This window comes from Halanaerocella petrolearia (genome assembly GCF_054657875.1).
This window is the reverse complement of record NZ_BAAHXW010000002.1, coordinates 491926-515096: the sequence shown is the minus strand read 5'-3', so window position 1 is coordinate 515096 and position 23171 is coordinate 491926. Positions and strand designations below refer to the sequence as shown.

General features: G+C 33.7%; 24 protein-coding genes and 1 riboswitch. Of the genes, 4 read left to right on the top strand and 20 right to left on the bottom strand.

Annotated elements, in window-relative coordinates:
- The first annotated feature begins 169 nt into the window (after positions 1-169).
- Entirely contained in the window at positions 170-847 is a 678-nt protein-coding gene (locus ACYQ39_RS09790) for a potassium channel family protein (RefSeq protein ID WP_459842558.1), read from the top strand.
- A gap of 41 nt (positions 848-888) precedes the next feature.
- Here the strand turns inward: ACYQ39_RS09790 and ACYQ39_RS09785 are convergent, their stop codons facing one another.
- From ACYQ39_RS09785 to pcrA, 6 genes are all read right to left on the bottom strand, one after another.
- Positions 889-1308, bottom strand: coding sequence for a ferritin-like domain-containing protein (locus ACYQ39_RS09785; protein ID WP_459842556.1), 420 nt, complete (start codon positions 1306-1308; stop codon positions 889-891).
- 91 nt (positions 1309-1399) lie between these two features.
- On the bottom strand, positions 1400-1819 hold the full coding sequence (locus ACYQ39_RS09780; RefSeq protein ID WP_459842554.1) for a ferritin-like domain-containing protein: 420 nt from the start codon (positions 1817-1819) through the stop codon (positions 1400-1402).
- A 90-nt stretch (positions 1820-1909) separates the two neighbouring features.
- Positions 1910-2329 (bottom strand): ferritin-like domain-containing protein, encoded by a 420-nt coding sequence (locus ACYQ39_RS09775; RefSeq protein ID WP_459842552.1) that lies wholly within the window; start codon positions 2327-2329, stop codon positions 1910-1912.
- A 21-nt stretch (positions 2330-2350) separates the two neighbouring features.
- On the bottom strand, positions 2351-2725 hold the full coding sequence (locus ACYQ39_RS09770) for a hypothetical protein (RefSeq protein WP_459842551.1): 375 nt from the start codon (positions 2723-2725) through the stop codon (positions 2351-2353).
- A 321-nt stretch (positions 2726-3046) separates the two neighbouring features.
- Complete coding sequence (locus ACYQ39_RS09765) at positions 3047-3970, bottom strand: manganese-dependent inorganic pyrophosphatase (RefSeq protein WP_459842549.1); 924 nt, start codon at positions 3968-3970, stop codon at positions 3047-3049.
- A gap of 345 nt (positions 3971-4315) precedes the next feature.
- Positions 4316-6424 carry a DNA helicase PcrA gene (pcrA, locus tag ACYQ39_RS09760; protein WP_459842548.1) on the bottom strand — a complete coding sequence of 703 codons (2109 nt, stop codon included), beginning with the start codon at positions 6422-6424 and terminating at the stop codon, positions 4316-4318.
- 90 nt (positions 6425-6514) lie between these two features.
- On the opposite strand from pcrA, the gene ACYQ39_RS09755 reads away from it, so the two are divergent.
- Positions 6515-7051: a peroxiredoxin family protein gene (locus ACYQ39_RS09755; RefSeq protein WP_459842546.1), complete on the top strand. Its 537-nt coding sequence runs from the start codon at positions 6515-6517 to the stop codon at positions 7049-7051.
- 52 nt (positions 7052-7103) lie between these two features.
- Here ACYQ39_RS09755 and ACYQ39_RS09750 read toward each other — a convergent pair whose 3' ends face one another.
- The 11 genes from ACYQ39_RS09750 to ACYQ39_RS09700 all read right to left on the bottom strand — a co-directional run bounded on the left by ACYQ39_RS09750 (position 7104) and on the right by ACYQ39_RS09700 (position 17739).
- Positions 7104-7364, bottom strand: a complete 261-nt coding sequence (locus ACYQ39_RS09750; RefSeq protein WP_459844332.1) for an AbrB/MazE/SpoVT family DNA-binding domain-containing protein — start codon at positions 7362-7364, stop codon at positions 7104-7106.
- A gap of 153 nt (positions 7365-7517) precedes the next feature.
- Entirely contained in the window at positions 7518-8897 is a 1380-nt protein-coding gene (locus ACYQ39_RS09745) for an NAD(P)/FAD-dependent oxidoreductase (RefSeq protein ID WP_459842544.1), read from the bottom strand.
- 134 nt (positions 8898-9031) lie between these two features.
- Positions 9032-9694 carry a PrsW family glutamic-type intramembrane protease gene (locus ACYQ39_RS09740; protein ID WP_459842542.1) on the bottom strand — a complete coding sequence of 221 codons (663 nt, stop codon included), beginning with the start codon at positions 9692-9694 and terminating at the stop codon, positions 9032-9034.
- A gap of 150 nt (positions 9695-9844) precedes the next feature.
- Positions 9845-10813 (bottom strand): hypothetical protein, encoded by a 969-nt coding sequence (locus ACYQ39_RS09735; protein WP_459842540.1) that lies wholly within the window; start codon positions 10811-10813, stop codon positions 9845-9847.
- Between the two features lie 307 nt (positions 10814-11120).
- Entirely contained in the window at positions 11121-11933 is an 813-nt protein-coding gene (locus ACYQ39_RS09730; protein WP_459842538.1) for a MetQ/NlpA family ABC transporter substrate-binding protein, read from the bottom strand.
- 206 nt (positions 11934-12139) lie between these two features.
- Entirely contained in the window at positions 12140-12811 is a 672-nt protein-coding gene (locus tag ACYQ39_RS09725; protein ID WP_459842536.1) for a methionine ABC transporter permease, read from the bottom strand.
- Positions 12783-13835 (bottom strand): methionine ABC transporter ATP-binding protein, encoded by a 1053-nt coding sequence (locus ACYQ39_RS09720; protein ID WP_459842534.1) that lies wholly within the window; start codon positions 13833-13835, stop codon positions 12783-12785. The genes ACYQ39_RS09725 and ACYQ39_RS09720 overlap by 29 nt, the downstream gene beginning before the upstream one ends.
- A gap of 213 nt (positions 13836-14048) precedes the next feature.
- Positions 14049-14158, bottom strand: a riboswitch (SAM riboswitch).
- Between the two features lie 67 nt (positions 14159-14225).
- A complete protein-coding gene (locus tag ACYQ39_RS09715; protein ID WP_459842532.1) occupies positions 14226-14465 on the bottom strand; it encodes a TIGR03905 family TSCPD domain-containing protein in 240 nt (79 codons plus the stop codon).
- A gap of 220 nt (positions 14466-14685) precedes the next feature.
- Positions 14686-15477: an ABC transporter ATP-binding protein gene (locus ACYQ39_RS09710; protein ID WP_459842531.1), complete on the bottom strand. Its 792-nt coding sequence runs from the start codon at positions 15475-15477 to the stop codon at positions 14686-14688.
- Positions 15478-15724: 247 nt separating this feature from the next.
- On the bottom strand, positions 15725-16777 hold the full coding sequence (locus tag ACYQ39_RS09705) for a FecCD family ABC transporter permease (RefSeq protein ID WP_459842529.1): 1053 nt from the start codon (positions 16775-16777) through the stop codon (positions 15725-15727).
- Positions 16777-17739 (bottom strand): FecCD family ABC transporter permease, encoded by a 963-nt coding sequence (locus ACYQ39_RS09700; protein ID WP_459844329.1) that lies wholly within the window; start codon positions 17737-17739, stop codon positions 16777-16779. The genes ACYQ39_RS09705 and ACYQ39_RS09700 overlap by 1 nt, the downstream gene beginning before the upstream one ends.
- A 220-nt stretch (positions 17740-17959) precedes the next feature.
- On the opposite strand from ACYQ39_RS09700, the gene ACYQ39_RS09695 reads away from it, so the two are divergent.
- Positions 17960-18928: an ABC transporter substrate-binding protein gene (locus ACYQ39_RS09695; protein WP_459842527.1), complete on the top strand. Its 969-nt coding sequence runs from the start codon at positions 17960-17962 to the stop codon at positions 18926-18928.
- Between the two features lie 76 nt (positions 18929-19004).
- A complete protein-coding gene (locus ACYQ39_RS09690; protein WP_459842525.1) occupies positions 19005-19685 on the top strand; it encodes an SDR family oxidoreductase in 681 nt (226 codons plus the stop codon).
- Between the two features lie 36 nt (positions 19686-19721).
- Here the strand turns inward: ACYQ39_RS09690 and ACYQ39_RS09685 are convergent, their stop codons facing one another.
- The 3 genes from ACYQ39_RS09685 to ACYQ39_RS09675 all read right to left on the bottom strand — a co-directional run bounded on the left by ACYQ39_RS09685 (position 19722) and on the right by ACYQ39_RS09675 (position 23060).
- Positions 19722-20057 carry a 4Fe-4S dicluster domain-containing protein gene (locus ACYQ39_RS09685; RefSeq protein WP_459842523.1) on the bottom strand — a complete coding sequence of 112 codons (336 nt, stop codon included), beginning with the start codon at positions 20055-20057 and terminating at the stop codon, positions 19722-19724.
- Positions 20047-21735 carry an adenylyl-sulfate reductase subunit alpha gene (locus tag ACYQ39_RS09680; protein WP_459842521.1) on the bottom strand — a complete coding sequence of 563 codons (1689 nt, stop codon included), beginning with the start codon at positions 21733-21735 and terminating at the stop codon, positions 20047-20049. The genes ACYQ39_RS09685 and ACYQ39_RS09680 overlap by 11 nt, the downstream gene beginning before the upstream one ends.
- 110 nt (positions 21736-21845) lie before the next feature.
- Positions 21846-23060: an O-acetylhomoserine aminocarboxypropyltransferase/cysteine synthase family protein gene (locus ACYQ39_RS09675; RefSeq protein WP_459842520.1), complete on the bottom strand. Its 1215-nt coding sequence runs from the start codon at positions 23058-23060 to the stop codon at positions 21846-21848.
- Between the last annotated feature and the right edge of the window lie 111 nt (positions 23061-23171).

Sequence of the window (23171 nt, the reverse complement as noted above, 5' to 3'; positions counted from 1 at the left end):
TTCTTTGCAATTACATTTTTTGTTTAGTATAATAGATAAGTGTGGGTTGATAATCTCAATTAAACTGCTTGAAATTCAAAAATTTTGAATTGGCTCAAGACTCATAACGATTAGATCACTAAAAATGTCATTTAATAAGGCATGTTAGTTAATAAAAGGGGGATTCTAGATGAAGATTATCATCGTTGGTGGCGGTAAAAAAGGGTTTCAGCTGGCTAAATACTGCCACAAATTCGGACACGAAGTAACTGTTATTGAATCTAATAAAGAAAAAATAAATAAATTACAAAATAATCTAGAAGTCACAGTCATGTTAGGTGATGGAACTAAACGAGACTGTTTAGAGGAAGCTGGTGCAGAAGAAGCAGATATTATTGTAGCAGCTACTAGCAATGACCAAGATAATCTTGTTATCTGTCAATTAGCTGAAAGACAGTTTGATATTGAGAGAACTTTGGCTTTAGTTAATAATCCAGGTAACGAAAAATTATTTGAATGGTTAGGAGTTAACCAAGTTGTCAGTTCTACTTCATTAATGCTAGGCTTAATTGAAGACGAGGTAGAATGGAAAGAGACTTCAAACTTATGGGCTGATAGCATCAATCAACTTAAGATGCATTATATCCAAGTAGATGAAGACTCACTAAGTAGTAATAAGAAGATCAAAGATATTACTATTCCAGATGAAGCTATCTTGATTACTATTTTAAGAGGCGATCAAGCAATTGTTCCTCGTGGTAATACTACTATTAAAGCTAAAGATACAGTAATTGCTTTAGCAGATCCCAAAGTAAAAGAGAAATTACTTTCTTTAATGCAGAATGATGAAGACAAAAAAGCAATCTAAATAGATTAGGCGTTGGGAAGATCCCCAACGCCTTTAGTAATTTAACCAAAGTATCTATCTAGTAATCCTTTTAACATCTTTGCATGGCGTGCTTCATCTTTAGCTGACTCATCAAAGAAGTCATGGGCTGGATCAATTCCTGCTTCTTTAGCATCTACTGCTGCTTGTCGCTTAGCCTTATTAGCTCCTTGTTCTCCTTGTAGCATCTTCTCTATATCTTCCTTAACTGAACCACTAATCTTACCATTTAACTCTGCAAAACGAGCTGCATGTTCTGCCTCTTCCCAAGCAATTCTCTTTAGTACCTCTGCTACTTCTGGATAGCCTTCCCTTTGAGCTTGACGAGCCATTGCTAAATACTGCCCTACCTCATTTGTCTCTCCTTGAAATTGGCCCTTTACTATCTTCTCTAAATCTGTCCCTTTAGTTACACCTAACTTAGTTTCTACTACAAAATCCATTTTATCTTCCTCCTTATATAAGTTATTTATGTATTCTTAAAATAAGGGTAAGCGTTTAAGCTCACCCTATATAATTTAGTACTATGAATTCTTAACCAAAGTATCTATCTAATATACCTTTTAACATCTTTGCATGGCGTGCTTCATCTTTAGCTGACTCATCAAAGAAGTCATGGGCTGGATCAATTCCTGCTTCTTTAGCATCTACTGCTGCTTGTCGCTTAGTCTTATTAGCTCCTTGCTCTCCTTGTAGCATCTTCTCTATATCTTCCTTAACTGAACCACTAATCTTACCATTTAACTCTGCAAAACGAGCTGCATGAGCTGCTTCTTCTTTAGCAATTCTCTTTAGTACCTCTGCTACTTCTGGGTAACCTTCTCTCTGAGCTTGACGAGCCATTGCTAAATACTGTCCTACCTCATTTGTCTCTCCTTGAAATTGGCCCTTTACTGTCTTCTCTAAATCTGTTCCTTTAGTTACACCTAACTTAGTTTCTACTGCAAAATCCATTATACCCGCCTCCTTGTTAATTAATAGTAAAATCATTCAATAAGTAAAATATCCAGATTCAATTACCTTTATACAATAAGTTTCTTTTTCCTACTCAAAATATCTATCTAGCAAACCTTTTAACATACAAGCATGACGTGCTTCATCTTTAGCTGACTCATCAAAAAAGTCATGGGCTGGATCAATTCCTGCTTCTTTAGCATCTACTGCTGCTTGTCGCTTAGCCTTATTGGCTCCCTGCTCTCCTTGTAACATCTTCTCAATATCTTTCTTAACAGAATCACTAATCTTACCATTTAACTCTGCAAAACGGGCTGCATGAGCTGCTTCTTCTTTAGCAATTCTCTTTAGTACCTCTGCTACTTCTGGATAACCTTCTCTCTGAGCCTGACGAGCCATTGCTAAATATAATCCTGTCTCATTAGTCTCACCACCAAAATTCATCTCTACTGCCTCTTCTAGATCAGTATCCTCTGTTACACCTAACTTAGTTTCTACTACAAAATCCATCCTTATACCTCCTTAAAATATTTATTTATCTTTAAATTCAAATCCATCCCAAGGAATTACCTCACTATATAATAAGATTTGTAAGGCTTCTCTAGTATTATTTAAAAAACACTTTTCAGTATGATAGACACCACAATGTTGACAACAGTCATGTACTTTTTCATAAATTTCTTCTAATTGATCTCGATTATAACCTTTATTATCTTCTTGATCAAAAGTTTCCTTTACAAACTTTTCATCCAATCTATCTTGGTGTTTACTATAATCCAATAAATTACTTTTAGCTTTATGTAATAAACAATTGTCACGTTGTTTATAATGATTATCACAATCTAAGCAAGCATCATTAGTCTGATTATAAGCTGCTAACACCTTATACTTAGGAATATCATACATTATTATTCCCTCCAAACTCTTATTATCTTATTCTCACTGACTTATCAGTAATTATTACTATTAATAGTATAACTCTTAAAGAATAATTTGTCAAGGGAAATAACTAATTTATTAGTAACTATTACTGTTAAAGGAATAATTATTATCTGAAAGTTGTTGATTAAGAGTCTTTAACTAATATAGAGTCACCAAGCTGGAGCTTGGTGACTAGTAAGTTATTAGGTCTTGTACTGACACTAATTCCTCACACTGACACTATATATCAACAAAAAAATAAAAAGAGCCTAGCTATAGCTAGACTCTCATAAATACTTATTAAAATTATTCTACTAAGTAATCAGATAAAACAGGAATAACCTGTTTCTTACGTGATAAGACTCCATCTAGATAGACTTCAGTCCCCTCTGTATCTACATTAAAAGCATCAGCAATAGTCTCCTCTGCCTCAGCTGGGAACATTAACAAACTCCCTTCAGCTAAAATATCAGTAACCATAAGTACTAAAAACTTATAATCTCGCTCCTGAATTAATTCCTCAATACCAGTTAAAATATTATCTTTAATATCATCCACTTCATTAACATCCATAATCTCAATTTGGCCCACACCAATTGTTTCTCCAGCAAATTCATATTCTTTATAGTCATTAGTAATTAATTCTTTAGGCTCTAATTGATTGACTACTGATCCAGCCTTAAACATTTCTTTGCCATACTCTTCAATCTCCACATCTAACTGTTCAGCTAAATCTGTAGCAATTCGTTTATCTGTCGCAGTACAAGTTGGTGAACGGAAGATAACTGTATCAGATAAAATAGCAGATAATAATAATCCTGCTGTTTGATTATCAAGCTCCACTCCTTCTTCTTGATAAAGCTTAGCTACAATAGTGGCAGTAGATCCAACTGGTTCATTTCTAAAATAGATTGGATTTCCTGTCTCGATATCACCAATCCGGTGGTGGTCTATAATAGCCTTGATTTCAGCTTTATCTAAGCCAGCTATTGCTTGGCTCTTTTCATTATGATCGACAATAACAACTTCTCTTCCTTCATCTAATTCATTAACTAACTGAGGTGCATCTACCTCAAATCTGTCTAAAATAAATTCTGTCTCTGCATTTACCTTTCCTGCTCTAATTGGCTCTACATCTTCTCCTAACTGCTGCTTTAAATTAGCATAAGCAATCGCAGCACAGATAGAATCAGTATCTGGATTCTGGTGTCCTACAACATAAGTAGTCATTTTTTATCCACTCCTTATATAAATATATAATTAATTTATAATTTGTAAATAATCAACTTTAAAGTATAACTTAATTGATATAAAGTGGCACTATCGTGCCACAGCTATCTGTCGTCTGCTGCGTGTAGATGGTCTTTATCACGAAGAGTTTCTAGGAAACTCGTAGGGTGAGCCAAATCAAGTTCAAAACCATAATCAAATCCTTAGATTACAGCAATTATAAAGGTTTAGTTTTTGAATTTTAAGGTTTTGAATTAGCTGATAGCACATAACAGATAGCTCACAACTGTGTCACTAAAAGTGACACATTATATCATAAAATAAAGCGATTTTAATTGTACATTGTCAATTAACTTTATCTAACTGCGCATACTCTGTTGCTAACTGCTTAACTCCTTCTTGAGGAAAGGAGACTGTTAGCCGCTCTAAACCACTACTAGTATCTACTTCAACTACTGTTCCTTGGCCCCAACGTTGATGGGCTACTTTATCTCCTGCAGTAAAGCTAGTCTCTTCTTCCTCTGCAGCAGCCACTTCTTTATTATTTTGAGTAAATAAATGATCAGGAATATGATCGATAAAACGAGAAGGATCTTTAAATTTAGTTCGACCATATATCTTACGATGATTAGCATGGGTCAAATATAATTTTTCTTCAGCTCTAGTAATACCCACATAACAGAGCCTACGCTCTTCAGCTAATTCTTGTTCATTATCTAAAGACCTACTATGAGGCAACAAACCTTCTTCCATACCTGCTAAGAAAACTACTGGAAACTCTAAACCTTTAGCACTATGTAAAGTCATTAAAACTACAGCATTTGGATCTTCTTCAAGATTATCAATATCAGATAATAAAGCTACCTCTTCTAAAAATTCACTGAGACCACTAGCTGGATTATCTTCTGTAAACTGTTCCATATGAGTTAATAATTCACGAATGTTATTGATTCTATCTTCAGCTTTATCTGTATTCTTACCCTTTAATTCAGCTAAATAACCTGTTTCTTTTAATAATTCTTCTGTTAAGTCAAAGATAGAGACTTCTTCTTTACGACTTCTAAGATAATCAATCAATTCTCCAAACTGTTTTAGGTTATTACTGAAACGACTACTAATAGTATCTATTTTGTCTACTTGGTCAATTGCTTCTAGTATACTTAACCCCTTATTTTGAGCATAATCCTGTAAACGACCAAAGGTTGTAGACCCAATTCCTCTCCGTGGTACATTAATGATCCGGGCCAAGCTCACATCATCATCTGGATTATAAAGTAGTCGCAAGTAGGCTAAGATATCCTTTATCTCTTTTCTTTCATAAAATTTGACGCCACCTACTATCCGATAAGGAATATCTTCTTTTATTAGAATCTGCTCTAAAATTCTAGATTGAGCATTAGTCCGGTATAAAATAGCAAAATCTTGATAATCCTTATCTTCTTCTCTACTCAACCTATTGATCTCACTAGTTATATAATTTGCTTCATCTCGACCACTTCCTGCTTGGTATAACTCTAAAGGAGCTCCAGCATCATTTTCAGTCCATAACTTCTTTTCTTTTCGATATGAGTTATGGGCTACAACTTGATATGCTGCCTCTAGAATCTTACCTGTAGAACGATAGTTCTGTTCTAACTTAACTACTTTAGTAGTTGGATAATCTTCTTCAAAGCTTAAGATATTGCTAATATCTGCTCCTCTAAAACCATAGATCCCCTGATCATCATCACCAACTACACAAATATTATTATACTTAGCAGACAATAAGTAAAGTAATTTATATTGGGCTTGGTTAACATCTTGATACTCATCTACTAAAATATATTTAAATTGCTCTTGGTAATAGTCTAAAGTCTTCTTATCCTCTTGAAATAATTCAACTGTCTTCATAATTAAATCGCCAAAATCCAGCGCATTATTCTCTAATAATCGCTCTTGATAGACAGGATAGACTCTAGCTACTACTCTATCAAGATAACTATTCTTTTCATACTCTCCAGGAGCAATCAATTCATTCTTAGCACTACTGATTGCTCTTAACACAGAATCTGTATATTTTTTAGTATCAAAGTCTAATTCTTTTAGAATATCTCTAATTAAACTTCGCTGATCAGTAGTATCAAAGATAACAAAGTTAGCGTCATAACCTAACCTACTGATTTCTCGTCGTAAAATTTTAACGCAAATAGAATGAAAAGTTCCCATCCAGGGCAAGCTTCTATCTCTATTCAATAACTTCTGAGCTCGATTCTTCATTTCCTCAGCTGCTTTATTAGTAAAGGTTACAGTAAGAATATTAGCCGGATTAACATCATAATGATGAATTAGATAAGCAATGCGATGGGTTAAAACACGAGTCTTACCACTGCCTGCTCCAGCTAAAATCAATAATGGACCTTGTTTATGTTCTACTGCTTTCTTTTGTTCAGGATTCAGTCCTGCTAAAATTTCCATCGTATTCCTCCTAAATTTAGTTTCTTTATTATTATATCTTAGAATTACTTTTTTGTCTAATTCTGAAATATATATTAAGGAGAGATAAATATGAAAAAAATAATTACTTTTTTAATCATCTTTTTTCTGATTATTAGTTTCTTAATTGGAGGGGGTATTAAATTAGCACTTGATCACTTTTCTAAAGATAAAGCAGTTAAATCAGAAGAAGCATACTCTCTACCTAAGATTACTTTACAAACTATAACTGGCGGCAAAGTTAAATTCAATAAGATCCAAGAACCAACTATTTTATTTTTCTGGTTACCAGAATCAAAAGGATGCCAATTACAATTAAAGGTTCTATCTAAAATTAGAGATCAATTTAATTCTAAACTTAGAATTTTGGCTATTGGAATTGGAAATCTAGATCAGGAAAGGATTAAGAAAATAGCTGATAAAAAGGAGCTTGAATTTCCTATTTTGATTGATACTAAAACAGAGTTAACTAAAAAGTTAAAGGTAACTGCTATTCCTACTCTAATATTTTATCAACCTCATAAAAAACCAACTATCGAAGCTGGATTAAAAGATGAAAGAGAACTAATTAAATTAATTAATAGTCACCTAGTAATTAAATCTAAATAAAATAATAAAAAGGTAGTAAGTCTAAAACAGACTTACTACCTTAAAATGATACTTAAGCAGACTTTTCTTCTGAACCTGTTAGCTCTTCTAAACATTCAGGACAGATCAATTTACCTTTAAAGTCAACTACATTTCCAGCATTACCACAGAATATGCAAGCTGGTTCATACTTCTTTAAGATTACTTTAGATCCATCAACGTAGATTTCTAATGGATCCTTAGTATCTATTCCTAAAGTTCTTCTCAACTCAATAGGAATTACAATCCGACCCAAACTATCTACTTTTCTAACAATACCTGTTGATTTCATAATTAACACTCCTTGTTACATTTTTCGACATAATACAACAAAGATTATATCAGTCATACCAACTTATGTCAATAAAAAAAGTCCCAGCTATAAACTGGAACCCTTTATAATATATTAGCTTGAGTCTAAGCCTGAGTTTAAGTAAATTCATTAAACTTATAAATTATTTAAAATATCCTGAGCAATTACAACTCCTGAAGCTGAAGCCTGCATTAAACCACGCGTTACTCCTGCTCCATCACCAGCAGCATATAAATTATCAACTTTAGTCTCTAAATTATCCTTTAAGCTTAACCTAGAAGAGTAGAACTTAACCTCTACTCCATATAATAATGTATGTCGAGAATATACTCCAGGACAGACCTTATCTAAAGCCTGTAACATTTCATCTATAGCAGTTAAATGACGATAAGGCAAGACTAAACTTAAATCACCAGGAGTAGCATCTTTAAGAGTTGGTTCAACTATACTACGTTCAATTCGCTCTGGAGTCGAACGACGACCATCTAAAAAATCACCTAATCTCTGTACTAAGACTCTACCACCTAATAAATTAGCCAGTTTGGCAATATCCTGACCATAGGTAATTGGTTCCTTAAAAGGTTCAGTAAAGGTCTTACTGACCAATAAAGCGAAATTAGTATTATCAGTCTTTTTAGTAGCATGGCTATGTCCATTAACTGTAATTAAGCCATTATTATTTTCATTAACTACTTCTCCATTAGGACACATACAGAAAGTTCTAACTTTATCATCAAAGGTTGGTGAATGATAAATAAACTTTGATTCATAGACAACATCAGTTAAATCTTCCATTACTGCTGCTGGCAGTTCTACTCTAACTCCAATATCAACAGGATTAATATCCGTCTCAATCCCTAACCTTTCTGCCTCTGAAGTCAACCATTGAGCATTTTCACGACCTGGAGCAACTACTACTTTATCACTAGTTATTTCTGTTCCATACTCTGTTTTAACTCCAGTTACTATTTCTTCTTCAGTTAAAATTTCAGTAACCTTAGCACCTGTCTTAATCTTTACTCCCTTATCTAATAGATACTCCTTCATCTTAGTTAGAACTGTCTTACTATAACCTGTTCCTAAATGTCTAATATCAGAAGGAATAAAATTCAATTCAGCTAAAGCTGATTGATTACTAATTTCCTCTTTTACATCATCACTTGGCCCATAAACCTTATCTGGTGCACCAAAATCACAATAAACTTCATCTATATAATCAAGTAGTTCATCTAATTGATCCTCTCCAATATACTTATCTAAGTTACCGCCAATCTCACTAGATTGAGTCAACTTACCATCACTATAGGCGCCTGCTCCACCCCAACCACAAACTACGGAGCAATTATTACACTCTACACAATTGATATTTTGTTCTTTCATAGGACAGCTACGACTTTTAATATCTCTTCCTTTTTCTATAATTAAAACATCTAAATCACTCTCTTTAACCAACTCTAAAGCAGCAAATATTCCAGCCGGACCTGCACCTACAATTGTTACATTATAGTCTGCCATCGAATCATCCCTTTCATATATGGTTAAATGTTCGCCTTTTTCTTAAACACCAGTAATGATATTAACAAAAGAAAGGGAAACAGTCAATATAAAACTAATCATTTTTTATTCCAGAAGTATATTATTCGTGTTTGTTACTTAAAAGGAGAAGATTCGACAGCAGAATTAATTAATCGAGCTAAATATAGATATAATATAACTACCATGCCATACACAAAATAGTTAGGAATTAATCCCCCTAAGAGTAAAAAATCATAAATACCATGTAATAATATTACTTGAACTAATCCTTGCAAAATCAAACTAGAGTTTTCTTCACATTTGGCTCGACCTAAATAATAACCCATAATCCCTGAAAAAGAAGCATGTACCAAACTAGTAACTACTGCTCTAGCTAATCCTACTTGAAAACCAAATACTATAGTATATAATAAATTCTCTACAGCAGCAAAACCTAAAGCAGCAGAAATAGAATAGATGATCCCATCCATAACTTCATTAAATTCTTCTGAATCATAAATAGTATATCTAATTACAGCAAACTTAGCTACTTCCTCTACAACTCCAATTACTCCAACTGATAACATAAATAATATTAATAAGTTAGGTGGATTAGCAATTAAATTAGAAAAAGGATATTCAATTATTCCTACAGGAATGATTACTAATGCCCCATATAAGAAGGCTAATAAAACTAATCTAGTTGGTTCAGGTTCATATTTATCTTTACGGTAAAAAAAGTAGACCCATAATAACCCAGGTAATAATGATAGCACTAACAACCAAAATAAACTCATAGTTTACCTCCTTAATTATTAATATTATACCTTCTTAAAGAGGTAATTATTCTTAAACAGTATCAGTTTAAAGTTTCACTAAATAGATACAAAAATAAAAAAGCAGTGTATAATTAAATACACTACTTAAACTTGATTATAGAAAATAATTTAGATTAAAATGAAGGCTCCAATTAATACTAAAATAATAATTCCTAATACCCCAAATAATAATAGTATTTCCTGATCTAAATCAAAGGATATATCAGATTCAGGTTGTGACTGATCAACTTTATTTTTGTTATTTGACAATGTTTTTAATTTTACTTCCCGACCAACAACTAATTTGCCATAAATATTTCCTTTAAATTTAAGCATTACTTGGTAGCGATCTAATTCTTGATTATGCATGACTCCTTCAACAGCCCCGACTACTTTTCCTTCCTGCTGCTGTAATAATTCAGCAATATCCTGACCAATATTTCTATCATCTATAACCTCAACTACCAATTTCTCTCCTACCTGAATGTTAGTAACTCGTTTACCTTGTACTGCAGATACAATTGGAGAACACTTTAGTTCTAATTTAGTATCTGACATTTCTAGACCACTAGTATTTTCTTCTGATTCATCTTCAGAAGTACTATCTTCTTCTACCTCTTCTGTAAATAACTCAGGATAGGTCTCTTCTAATTGTGAAATAGTAAGTGGCTCTATTTTTACTTCCAACTTAATCGATTCTTGAATTATCTCTTCTATCTCTTCCTTAAATACCTCATTTACCCCTTCAGTGTCATCTTCAGTCATTGCTATTAACAAATCTTCTCTTTTTGAATTTTCAATCTTTTCAATTAAATCTCTTTTTCTTTTTCTACTTCTATAACCTACTTTTAAATCACTAATAATTGTCGCAAACTGACTTAAATCATCTTCTAGTCCTATATCTAATCCTTCATCTGTTATAACTAAGTCCAGCTTAAGTAATTGATTATTTTCTATATTAAAAACAGCATTTATTAAACCATAAGTTTTATTTCTCCCACCATAACTAAACTTCCCTTTAGTCCAGAAATACTCTTTAGCCTCATCAAACTGACCATCTGTTTCTATTTCCTCCTGATTTAAATTTTGATCTGCCATAAATATCACCTTTATAGACTGTTTTTGGACTTCTATTATTGTAATTATATACTCGCTGTCCTTTTACCTCTTTAAGCATTATAAATTATCAAACTTTTTTATTTATTAGATATATTGTGTCACTTAAAGTGACACAGCTGTCTGCTGTGTGCTATGTGCTATCAGCCAATTCAAAAAAACAAGACCTTTCGTAATAGAAACCATTTGCTGATAACTGTGGCACAAAGTGCCACTTTATATCAATCAAGCTTCATTTAAAAATACTTAAATTAAAAATAGACATGCCCAAATGGACATGCCTGTTAAACTAAAATACTGATACTATAGCTCCATCATATTCTTTTTTAATATATTCTTTTACTTCTTGTGAAGTAAGAGCTGCTTTTAACTTCTTCAATAGTTTATTATCCTTATCTTTAGTTCTTACTGCTAAGACATTAGCGTAAGGAGAATCACTACCTTCAATAATGATAGCATCTTTAGTAGGAACTAGATCTGCTTCTAGTGCATAATTAGTATTAATAACTGCTGCAGATACATCTTTTAATACCCTAGGCAACTGAGCTGCTGACAGCTCATCAAATTTTAAGTTCTTAGGGTTCTTAGCAATATCAACTGGAGTAGCTTTCAATCCAGCATCATCACTTAGCTTAATTAAACCAGCAGACTCTAACAATAATAATGCTCTTCCTTCATTAGTTGCATCATTAGGGATAGCAATTGTTGATCCCGACTTCAACTCTTCTAATTTATTAATCGTTTTAGAATAAAGTCCCATTGGCTCTAAATGTATCTTAGCAATATAAGTTAAATCTAATCCTCTATCTTTCTTAAAGTTATTTAAGTAAGGAACATGCTGAAAATAGTTAGCATCAATACTACCATCTGATAAAGCCAGGTTAGGAGTTACATAATCAGTGAATTCTTTAACCTCTAAAGTAATACCTTCTTTAGCCAATTCAGGCTTAACTACATTCTTTAAAATTTCAGCATGAGGAACTGGAGTAGCTCCTACTACTAACTTCTGTTTTTTCTTTGCTGTTTCTTGATTACTACCACATCCTACTGCCAATGCCACTACCAATAATAAAACTACTGATAAAAATAATCTCTTCTTCATCTTCTCTCCTCCTCAGTTTTATATAATTTACAGTTTACGGTTAACAGTGTACAGTTAAAATTCAAAGTACAGTCAAACTACTAAATAAATCAAAATTAAACTCCTTATATATTAGAGATAAAAACATTGCTATTTTTGAAATATAAAAAGTATAGTTTATTAATCATTCTAACTGTAAATTGTAAACTGTTAACTGTAAACTACTTTTAACTATGATCCAATCTAGCTGCCAACCAATTACCAAAACTCTGGACTGACTGGACAAGAATGATTAATAGAATTACTGTCTTAACCATAATTCCCGTCTGAAAACGATGATATCCATATCTAACTGCAATGTCACCTAAACCTCCAGCCCCAATTGCTCCTGCAATAGCTGAGAAACCAATTAAAGTAATTGCTGTAATAGTCATTCCTAGAACTAAAGAAGGCAGAGCCTCAGGTAATAAAACTTTCTTAATAATCTGCCATGGAGTAGCTCCCATACTTTGAGCAGCTTCTATTACTCCCTTATCTACTTCTTTTAAAGAGCTTTCTACTATTCTACCTATGAAAGGAATAGCTGCTGTAGTTAATGGCACAATAGCAGCTGTAGTTCCAACTGAAGTTCCTACAATAACTCTAGTAATAGGAATCAAAGATACCATTAGAACAATAAAAGGAATAGAACGAGTAATATTAATAATAGTACTAAATAATAAATTCAAATACTTATTTTCTAAAATATTCTCTTGAGCTGTAACTACTACTCCTACTCCTAAAGGAACTCCAAATAACATAGCTACTAACATTGAAATCCCAACCATATAAAGAGTCTCTTGAATACCAGTTAGCAATAAACTATTATGCTTAGTTAGAAATACTAGTAGATTCTGCACCTTCAATCACCTCAATTCTTACTCCAGAATTATTCTTAAGATCTTTAATACTAGATTCAATATTATCTCGTTCTCCTGTTAATTCAATAACTAAAGTTCCAAAAGAAGTCCCTTGAATCTTATCAATATTTCCATATAAGATATTAGCTTCAACCTGGTGAGTATGAATAAAATCAGAGACAATTGGTTCTCCAGCTGAATCACCAGTAAAGCTTAATTTTATTAACCGACCTTGGTCAGGATTATTGACTGTAACACGTGATAGTAATTCAGATGGTACATTAGCATTAATTACCCGTTGTAAGAATTTCTTAGTTACTGGCTGTTTAGGAGCTGTAAAGATATCAAGTACATCTCCCTGTTCAGCAATTCCTCCTTCTGCTATAACAGCTACTTGAGTACAAATTTCCTTAATAACTTCCATTTCATGTGTAATAAGCACAACAGTAATTCCTAATTGTTGATTAATATCCTTTAGTAATTCTAAAATAGAATGAGTTGTTTCAGGGTCTAAAGAGGAAGTCGCTTCATCACACAGTAGAACTTTAGGATCATTAGCTAATGCTCGAGCAATTCCTACTCGTTGCTGTTGTCCTCCACTTAACTGACTAGGATAATTATCAGCTTTATCTTCTAAATCAACTAACCTAAGTAATTTATCAACTTTAGGTTCTATTTCAGCTTTCTTCTTGCCAGCAAGTTCTAAAGAAAAAGCTACATTCTCTGCTACTGTACGAGATTGTAATAGATTAAAGTTTTGAAAGATCATTCCTATATCTTTTCGTGCAGCACGTAATTGAGAAGTACTTAATTGAGTTAAATCTTTGCCATCTATAATTATTTGCCCTTTAGTAGGACGTTCTAATAAATTCAGACATCGAATAAAGGTACTTTTTCCTGCACCACTCGGGCCAATAATCCCAAAAATCTCGCCTTCATCAATCTCTAGATCAATTCCTTCTAATGCTGTGACTGGTCCTTCTTCACTTTGGTAGGTCTTGGTTAAATCCTTAATTTCAATCATTACTACATCTACCCCTTCTAATCTATTAGGTTTGAGTCAGCTTATATTTCAATCGATAGTTATTACAAGAGACTTACTAGCTGCTTTTGATTGATATATGGTGTCAGTAACTAGTGAATTTATTACGAAAAGTCTGACTGACACTAATTCCTCACACTCATAGCTTGAAATAAAAAATCCTCTTCCCAATAAGAGAAGAGGTTATAGTCTCTTCTCTTATCTCTCAGCTCATGCACTGCAGGAGTTAGCACCGGGTACTTATAAAAGTAAGTACTGGTTGCTGGGTTTCAACGGGCCAGTCCCTCCACCTCTCTAGATAAGAGTATGCGTTATTTAGTTAAGTTACAGATATAATAACAACTCTAATTAAACTTGTCAAGAGATTTTTTCTTAAGCCATCTCCTTTAAAGCCTTACTAAGCTGATCAGGACAAGAAGTCTCGTTACGACAAGTAATTCCTTCCAATTTATCTGCTACTTCTTCTATCTTAGACCCTTCTACTAAGGCAGCTATCCCAGATAAGTTACCATTACATCCTCCTACAAACTCTACTTCTTCAATTACTCCTTCATCATTTACATCAAATTTAATCTCTCTAGCACAAACACCTGTTGTTTCAAATGACTCCATCTTTATTGCCTCCCATATTAACTTTTTTTCTCTAGTATATTGGATTTATTAATAACAATCAAACTTAATTGATATAATATAACATTACATTATATCAATAGTTGACAGTTTACAATTTACAATTGACAGTTAAAACCTAAAGTCAAAAACTTATAAACCATTAAAATATAAAATAATTTTTTAATCCTAAATTTACTGACACTCATTCCTCACACTGAAGTTATTTAACATGCTTACTGAAAGGAATACACATTGGAGTCTCATATAATGGATCTTCAATAATCTTAGCCTGCATATCAAAGACAGATTCAACTAATTTAGCCGTCATAACCTCTTGAGGTGTCCCCTGAGCAACAACTTCTTTGTTATTTAAAGCCACTATATGATCAGCATAGCGACAAGCTAAATTCAAGTCATGCAGTACCATTATAATAGTACAGTCTTGAGCTTGATTCAACTCAAAAAGTAGATCAAGGACTTCTATCTGATGGGCCATATCTAAATAAGTAGTTGGTTCATCTAATAGGATAGTATCTGTACCTTGGGCCAATACCATAGCTATCCATGCTCTCTGACGCTGACCACCTGATAGAGAGTTGACTGGTTTGTCAGCCAGTTTAGTCAATTGGGTATCTGCTAACGCCTTATTAACCATTCTTTCATCTTCTTTAGACCATTGTTGTAACCAATTTTGATGAGGATATCGCCCCTGCTTAACTAGCTGTAATACAGTTAATTCTTCTGGGGCAGTTGGCCCTTGAGGCAGAATGGCCATCTTTTTAGCCAATTCTTTAGTAGATAACTTACTGATATCAGACTTATCCAAGATTATTGAACCAGTTTTAGGCTTTAGTAATCTAGCTAAAGAACGAAGTAAAGTAGACTTTCCGGCTCCATTTCCACCTACAAATACTGTGATTTCACCTTTAGGTAGCTGTAAATCAAGTTCATCAATGATTATTTCCTCTCCATAGCCTAATGTTAAATCTTCAGTCTCTAATACATGTTTCATAATTCTCTACTCTCCTTAAAATAATTTATATCCTACTTGTTAAAGTATTTGTCACTTTCAGTGACATAGCTATCTGCTGTCTGCTGTCTGCTATGTGCTATGTGCTATGTGCTATGTGCTATGTGCCAAATTCAAAACCTCTGCAATCAAGATCTAAATTATATAACTTCTTTAGTTTTAAAAGATTTGAATTATTTTATGGTTTTGACTTTGAATTAGCTAACGACTCATAGCTCACAGCTAATAGCTATTTATTAGTCTTATATAATAAGTAAATAAAATAAGGGGCACCAATAGCTGCTGTAAAAATACCTGCTGGTAGATCAAGAGGTAGAAAAGCTACCCTAGCAATCAGGTCAGCCAATAGTAAAATCAGACCTCCTAATAAAGCCGATGTTGGCAATAAGACTTCAAAAGTTGGGCCAACTAATTTTCTTGCTATATGAGGCGCCATCAGACCTACAAAACTAATACCACCTGCTACTGATACAGATGAAGCAGCTAAGCCAACACTAATCAACAATAAAATTAACCTCTTCTTCTCTACTGCACTCCCAACTCCTTGAGCAATCTCATCTCCTAAAATCTGCACATTCATATCTTTAGCATACATAAAAGCAATAGGCAACAGTCCCACTAACCAAGGAAGTAGAGTCAAAACATCACTCCATGTTGTAGCATAAACACTTCCTGTCAACCAGACATAAGCTTGACTAGCTAAATAAATAGGACTGAGTATGATTAACATCGTTGTTAAAGCCTGCATAGTAGCACTCAATCCAATTCCTATCAATACTAGACGTACTGGAGAAACTCCATCTTTCCATGCTAAAGTATAAACTAAGATTGCTATCAAACCTGCTCCTAAGAAAGCTGCAACAGGCAACCACTTAATACTGACTGTCAAAGAATTATTTACATCTGAAGAAGTAAAGTAAGACAAAAACAGAACTGCTCCTGCAGATGCTCCTCCTGTAATACCAATAATATTTGGTGAAGCTAAAGGATTTCTAATTATCCCTTGCAAAATAACTCCTGCTACAGCTAGTGCTGAACCAGCAAGTAAAGCAGTAATAACTCGTGGCAATCTAAAAGAACGAATAACAAGAATTTTAGCCTCTGTACCAGATCCAAATAAAGCTTTCACTACTTGAACAGGAGAAATATACATATCACCTACTCCGACACTAAAAATTACTCCTACTACAGTAAGTAATAGTAAACTGGCTAATATGTATAATGCTTTTTTATTAACTAGAAAGGATAGATTTCTAAATCGAAAACTTCTATACTGTTTCATCAGTTACCAATCCTCCTACGAGCAATATAAATAAAGAATGGAGTCCCTATAAAGGCAGTCATTACACCAACTGGAACCTCCTGTGGCATAATAATATACCTAGCTCCAATATCTGCTAACAATAATAGTATAGCTCCTAATAAAGCAGAGTAAGGAAGTAACCACCTATAGTCTCTACCTACTAAAAAACGAGCTAGATGAGGAATAATAATTCCTATAAAACCAATTGGCCCTGCTACTGCCACTGAGCTACCTGCTAATAAAACAATAATAACTCCAGCCATTAATTTAACTAGAGCAGTCTTCTGACCTAATCCTTTTGCTATATCTTCACCCATAACTAAAATATTTATAGCCTTAGCAATAACAAAAGCTGCTATCCAACCTACTAAAATATAAGGCAATACTGATAGTAATAAGTTTAAATCTCGACCTGCCACTGATCCTGTCAACCAGAACAAGACTGAATCTAAAGCCTTTTCATTTAAGACCAACATTCCTTGAGTAAAGGAAGAAAATAAAGCTGTTATTGCTGCTCCTGCTAAAGTAAGTTTTAGTGGCGTTAAGCCATCTCTACCTACTGAACCAAGTGCATAAACTATTCCAGCACTAATAGCAGCTCCTAAAAAGGCTAAAATAGAAAGTTGGCCCAATGAACTAACAGATAGAAAAGAAATACCTAATACTACAAAAAAACTAGCTCCAGCATTAACTCCAAAGATTCCAGGAGAAGCTAAAGGATTCTTAGTCAAAGCCTGCATCAATGCTCCTGCAATAGCCAAACTCCCTCCTACAAAAGTAGCAATTAATGCTCTAGGAACTCGAGTAGTCTTAATAATAATCTCTTTATTAGATCCAGTAAAGTCTGTATAAGCCTTAATAACTGTCTTTAAACTTATATCAGTAACTCCAAAAATTACACTAGCTATTATACAAGATATCAATAATAATAAAGTAATCATTAACCCTATAACTTTATTCTGTTTAGTTCTTAATTTTAATAAGTCCACTAGTCTTCACTCCTAACTAGATAAAAATTAATAATCATTATCACTAATCAAGTGTAACAGATACAGAATTAGTTGTCAATGATTTTGAAAGTACTTATCATTGACTTATTATAAATTCTATGGTAAAATAATCAGGGAATGATATTCATTATCAATCAAGGAGGAGAAACTATTGACTTATACTACATATGGCAACAAAAAGATAATTATGGCTATTTCTCTTATGTTAATAACTATGATGGCACTTGTTGGTTGTACTTCAAGTCAGAAAACAAGTCAAGACAATAAAAAATCTAATAGTAAAACTAGAACTGTTAAACATGCAATGGGAACGACTAAGATCAAAGGAACTCCTAAAAAAGTGGTTGTTTTAACTAATGGTGCATCTGATATTGCTCTTGCTTTAGGTGTTAAGCCAGTAGGAGCAGTAGAACATTGGTTAGGAGATCCTTGGTATGATTATCTAGAAGATGACCTAAAAGGCGTTACTGTTGTTGGAAAAGAAACTCAACCTAATTTAGAAAAGATTGCCTCTTTAAATCCAGATTTAATTATTGGTAGTAAAATCAGACACGAAAAGATATATAATCAACTATCAGCTATTGCACCAACTGTTTTCTCTGAAACAGTAGGTACAGTCTGGAAAGAAAATACTAAACTTTATGCTAAAGCCTTAAATAAAGAAGAAAAAGGACAAGAGTTAATTGATAATTGGAATCAACGAGTAACAACATTTAAAGAAAAGATGGGTAATAGGTTAGATACTACAGTTTCTATTGTCCGTTTCTTACCAGGACAAGTAAGAATCTACCATAAAGGATTTCCAGGTTCAATTATCAAGGAAGTTGGACTAACAAGACCTAAAACCCAACGTAAAGATACAGTCATTGAAAAGATTTCTAAGGAACAGATGCCTAGATTAGATGCTGATGTCTTATTCTACCTAACTTATGATACTGGAAACGGTAAAGGTGTCTCTGTAGAAAAAGAATGGTTAAATGATCCTCTATGGCAGAATCTTGAGGTAGTTAAGAATGATCGAGCTTATAAAGTAAATGATGTCTTCTGGAATACTGCTGGAGGAATTCAATCAGCTAATAAAATGTTAGATGACTTATATGAAATCTTTTTAAATGAATAATAGTTCTTAGCAACTATCCATTAATTTGGATAGTTGTTTTTATTCTTGATAAACTATTATAGAGGAGGAATTACATATGAAGAATAAAAAAATAGTAATCACTGGCGCTGGTAGCGGTCTAGGCCGTTCATTGGCTCAGCAAGCATCAAAAAAGGGAGCAAAGGTCTATCTATTAGGTAGAACTAAAGAAAAGTTAGAGCAAGTGGCAGAGACGCTAGATAACCCTGTTGGAATTCACACTTTAGATGTTAGAAAGACAGATGAAGTAGATCAGGTATTCTCTGAAGTTGGCCCTATTGATATCTTAGTTAATAATGCTGGAGTAGGTAGCTTTGCTCAAGCTGAAGAATTATCTGAAATAGAAATAGATAAGATGATAGATACTAATCTAAAAGGAACTATTTTCTGTAGTCAAGCAGCCTTACCTAAGATGAAAGAAGAAGATAAAGGTCTAATTGTTAATATTATCTCTACAGCTGGTAAGAGAGGTAAGGCTACGGAATCGGTCTATTGTGCTAGTAAATTCGGAGTACGAGGCTTTACAGAAAGTCTGGCTGTTGAATTAGAAGATACTCCTTTAAAAGTAGTTGGTGTCTATATGGGAGGTATGCGTACTAACTTCTGGGAAGGAATCTTTGATGAAGAAAAACTCAAGCAGTTAATGGATCCTGATGATATTGCAGAAATCATCTTATCCAATATTAAATCACGCCCTAACCTTAATGTAGAAGAGATTGTAATTGAAAATAAAAAGTAACTAAAAAACCACTCAGATTAGTTCTGAGTGGTTTTTCTATAAGTTAGAATTTAACAATAACTTATTCTGTATCTCAAATTCTTCCTTACTACCATCTGCTTTTTGCAAAGTCCAGATTATCTCTTCACCTAAGTTTTTAGCCTTCAGAGTAGACCCTCTACCCCCTACTTCAGCTGGTAGATACATCTCAATAGCCTGATTAGGACATTCTTTAACACACGCACCACAATCCCAACACTCTCGCTCATCTCTTATCTTAGCTTTATTATTCTCAGTTTTATATAATAAATTACCAGGGCAGATTCTCATACAACGTGATTCTTTACATTTTCCACAGCCATTACATAATTCTTTATTAATCTTAACTGCCATCTAACTCACCTACCCCTATATGCTCTCGTTCAATAATTTTGATTTCATCTTCATCGGTATCATATCTAGAATTAACAAATTTAAACCAATTCTCGTCATCACGTTCTGGATAATCAACTCTTTCTTGATAACCTTTCCAACGTGTCTCTTCTCTATATAATAGATGTTCTACAAGAACTTGAGAGACATCTACTCGATCAACTACTTCATGCAGTCTCATTAATTGATGTAAATTATCAGCTTGACCTTTAACTAAGTCTCTTTTCAGTTGTTTAAGTAACTTTCTAGCCTTTAATAATTTCTCTTCCTGTAATTGATAATCAGTACTTAATCCTCCAGCATACTCATCCATCAACTTTTGTAGTCTTTCTTCAAGCTCTAGAGGAGCAAAACCACCTTTTCTTTCTAAAGGAGCAAAAACTCGATTAAACTCTTTATCTATTAACTGTTGAGAGACTTCCCCTAAATCAGTATCTTCAATATACTCTAAAGCACTTACAGCTGCTATCTCCCCTTCTACCATACATCCTGTAGCATACTTCTTAGGGGCTCCTCCAACAACATCACCAGCAGCATATAAGCCATTAACTGTTGTTTTACGATTACTATCAACCCAATATCCTGATTGAGAATGACCACCAACTACATAAGGTTCAGTACCATAAATCTCTATCGGCTCTTCATTTGGTTCCACTTCTTGGTTGGCCCACTGCAGAAGAATTCCTGGTGACATATTCAAGTAGGTACGCTTCAACCTTTCACTAGTTTCATTATCTAGATGAGTAACATCTAGGAAACATGGCCCTCTTCCTGCTTGGTTTTCTTTGATAGTAGCATGTAATCTAAGAGGAGTTGAATTCTTTTCATAATTATTCTGATACTCTTTTCCTTGAATATTGACCTGTTTAGCGTTAAATCCTTGGGCCAACGTTCCAGTAGGAGAGATTACATCCTTAACTCGAAGAGCAATAAATCTCATCTCAAAAGTAGTCATCTCTGCTCCAGCCCTAATTCCCATAGCATAACCTGCTCCAGTATTAAATGGAGAATACCACATCTTATGACGAGCTTGACCTGGGTTATTAGGTTTATAAAGACCAGCCGCACCACCTGTAGCACAGATAACTGCTTTAGCCTGTATCACATAAAATTTATTCTCTCGTACAGAGAAACCAAAAGCACCTTTTACTTGACCATCATCTACCAAATAATTGGTAATATTAACTCTATTTAAGACCTCAACTCCACTATTTAAAGTTGCCTCGGCTAAAATAGGCTTAATCTGTTCTCCTTTAATCTTAACACTACGAGTTCCTTTGGCTACATAATTACCTTGTTCATCCTTTAAAAAGGGTAGCCCCCATTCTTCAAGATTATTAGCTACTTCATTGACTCCTTGGGCTATAGAATAGACTAAATCATCTCTTACCAAATCTTCTGAATCATTCTTTACATAGTCTAAAAAATCCTTAGGTGTTACCCCAGGATTTAGATAAGCATTAAGAGCATTAATTCCTGCTGCTAAACAACCGCTTCTTTCTATTTGAGCCTTTTCGGCAATTAAAACATCTACATCTGCATCTTCTTCTTTGATTGTGATTCCAGCATAACAACCTGCAGCTCCACCACCAATAATCAAAACATCTGTCTCTAGCTGGACAACTTCTACTTGCTCCATTATTATCACCTTATTTTTTTATTATGTTATGAGTTATGAGCAGTAAGCTATGAACTAAAATCAAATCGGTTTTTGACTTTAGCCCACAACACATAGCTCATGACTCATACCTACAACTCTAATGCTTGAGCAAAGTCCTCCTTAAGATCGTCAATATCTTCAATACCTACACTAACTCTAAGTAAGTCATCATAAACACCTAACTCCTGACACTCTTTAGCTGAATTATTAGCATAGATTGTTGAAGCTGGATGAATAATCAATGACTTGACATCACCAATGTTGGCTAAATTATAAAAATAATCTAAATTATTTATAACCTGAAAAGCCTTTTCTTTACTCCCTACTCGTAGAGTCAACATTCCTCCAAAACCATCTACAAAGAGATTTTTGGCCCGATTATAATAATCATTGTCTTCTAGTCCTGGATAAGTTACTTCATCTACCTCAGGATGGTCTGACAGAAACTTAGCTAATTCTAAAGCATTATCACAGTGCCTTTCCATTCTCAATGATAGAGTAGGAATTCCTAATTCATTTAAAAAAGAGTTCATTGGAGACGCAGTTGGTCCGTGATTTCTAAAGGTTTCACCTCTAGCTTTAGCAGAAAAAGCTAACTTACCATGCATTTTATAATCTAAAAAGTTATCAAACTCAGTCCAGTCAAAATTTCCACCATCAACAATTACCCCACCTATAGCATTAGCTGTTCCATTAATATATTTAGAGGTAGAATTGATTACAATGTTGGCCCCTAAATCAAGAGGATTAATTAAAGCAGGGGTAGCCATTGTATTATCTACTATTAAAGCAACATCATACTCTCTACAGACCTCAGCAATTCCTGGGATATCAGGTATATCCAACTTAGGATTACCTAACGTCTCTAAAAAGACAAATTTAGTTTTATCAGTAATTAAATCTACTATATCTTTCTTCTCTACTCCTGTAGTAAATTGTGGTTTGATTCCATAATCTTTATAGCCCTTAAATAAGTTATAAGTTCCACCAAATAAGGAGCTCGTAGCAATAAATTCATCGCCTGCTTCTAAAATAGTCATAGTAGTAGTGGCAATAGCTGCCATACCTGATGAACATAAGATAGCTGCCTTACCATTCTCTATATCAGCTAACTTTTGTTCAACATTACGGATAGACGGATTATTCACGCGAGTATAAACATATCCAGGAGCTCTATTATTAAATATTTTCTCTAAATCTTCAGCCTGTTGATGCTCAAAAGAATTGGTTAAATATACAGGAGTATTAGTTGCTCCGTATCTATCATTAGTATCTAAATTAACTAACTTAGTATTAAATTTCACTTCTCTACTCCTCTCCTTTAATAGTCATGAGTCATGTGTCGTCAGCAATGAGTAAATTCAAAACCTTTATAGCCAAAATCTGAACCTCATAAAAACCTGAGTTCTAATAGT

Excerpts from the sequence above, each read along its gene's own strand:
- ACYQ39_RS09790 (WP_459842558.1), top strand. The coding sequence starts at position 170 with ATGAAGATTATCATCGTTGGTGGCGGTAAAAAAGGGTTTCAGCTGGCT.
- ACYQ39_RS09785 (WP_459842556.1), bottom strand. The coding sequence starts at position 1,308 with ATGGATTTTGTAGTAGAAACTAAGTTAGGTGTAACTAAAGGGACAGAT.
- ACYQ39_RS09780 (WP_459842554.1), bottom strand. The coding sequence starts at position 1,819 with ATGGATTTTGCAGTAGAAACTAAGTTAGGTGTAACTAAAGGAACAGAT.
- ACYQ39_RS09775 (WP_459842552.1), bottom strand. The coding sequence starts at position 2,329 with ATGGATTTTGTAGTAGAAACTAAGTTAGGTGTAACAGAGGATACTGAT.
- ACYQ39_RS09770 (WP_459842551.1), bottom strand. The coding sequence starts at position 2,725 with ATGTATGATATTCCTAAGTATAAGGTGTTAGCAGCTTATAATCAGACT.
- ACYQ39_RS09765 (WP_459842549.1), bottom strand. The coding sequence starts at position 3,970 with ATGACTACTTATGTTGTAGGACACCAGAATCCAGATACTGATTCTATC.
- pcrA (WP_459842548.1), bottom strand. The coding sequence starts at position 6,424 with ATGGAAATTTTAGCAGGACTGAATCCTGAACAAAAGAAAGCAGTAGAA.
- ACYQ39_RS09755 (WP_459842546.1), top strand. The coding sequence starts at position 6,515 with ATGAAAAAAATAATTACTTTTTTAATCATCTTTTTTCTGATTATTAGT.
- ACYQ39_RS09745 (WP_459842544.1), bottom strand. The coding sequence starts at position 8,897 with ATGGCAGACTATAATGTAACAATTGTAGGTGCAGGTCCGGCTGGAATA.
- ACYQ39_RS09740 (WP_459842542.1), bottom strand. The coding sequence starts at position 9,694 with ATGAGTTTATTTTGGTTGTTAGTGCTATCATTATTACCTGGGTTATTA.
- ACYQ39_RS09735 (WP_459842540.1), bottom strand. The coding sequence starts at position 10,813 with ATGGCAGATCAAAATTTAAATCAGGAGGAAATAGAAACAGATGGTCAG.
- ACYQ39_RS09730 (WP_459842538.1), bottom strand. The coding sequence starts at position 11,933 with ATGAAGAAGAGATTATTTTTATCAGTAGTTTTATTATTGGTAGTGGCA.
- ACYQ39_RS09720 (WP_459842534.1), bottom strand. The coding sequence starts at position 13,835 with ATGATTGAAATTAAGGATTTAACCAAGACCTACCAAAGTGAAGAAGGA.
- ACYQ39_RS09715 (WP_459842532.1), bottom strand. The coding sequence starts at position 14,465 with ATGGAGTCATTTGAAACAACAGGTGTTTGTGCTAGAGAGATTAAATTT.
- ACYQ39_RS09710 (WP_459842531.1), bottom strand. The coding sequence starts at position 15,477 with ATGAAACATGTATTAGAGACTGAAGATTTAACATTAGGCTATGGAGAG.
- ACYQ39_RS09705 (WP_459842529.1), bottom strand. The coding sequence starts at position 16,777 with ATGAAACAGTATAGAAGTTTTCGATTTAGAAATCTATCCTTTCTAGTT.
- ACYQ39_RS09700 (WP_459844329.1), bottom strand. The coding sequence starts at position 17,739 with ATGATTACTTTATTATTATTGATATCTTGTATAATAGCTAGTGTAATT.
- ACYQ39_RS09690 (WP_459842525.1), top strand. The coding sequence starts at position 19,005 with ATGAAGAATAAAAAAATAGTAATCACTGGCGCTGGTAGCGGTCTAGGC.
- ACYQ39_RS09685 (WP_459842523.1), bottom strand. The coding sequence starts at position 20,057 with ATGGCAGTTAAGATTAATAAAGAATTATGTAATGGCTGTGGAAAATGT.
- ACYQ39_RS09680 (WP_459842521.1), bottom strand. The coding sequence starts at position 21,735 with ATGGAGCAAGTAGAAGTTGTCCAGCTAGAGACAGATGTTTTGATTATT.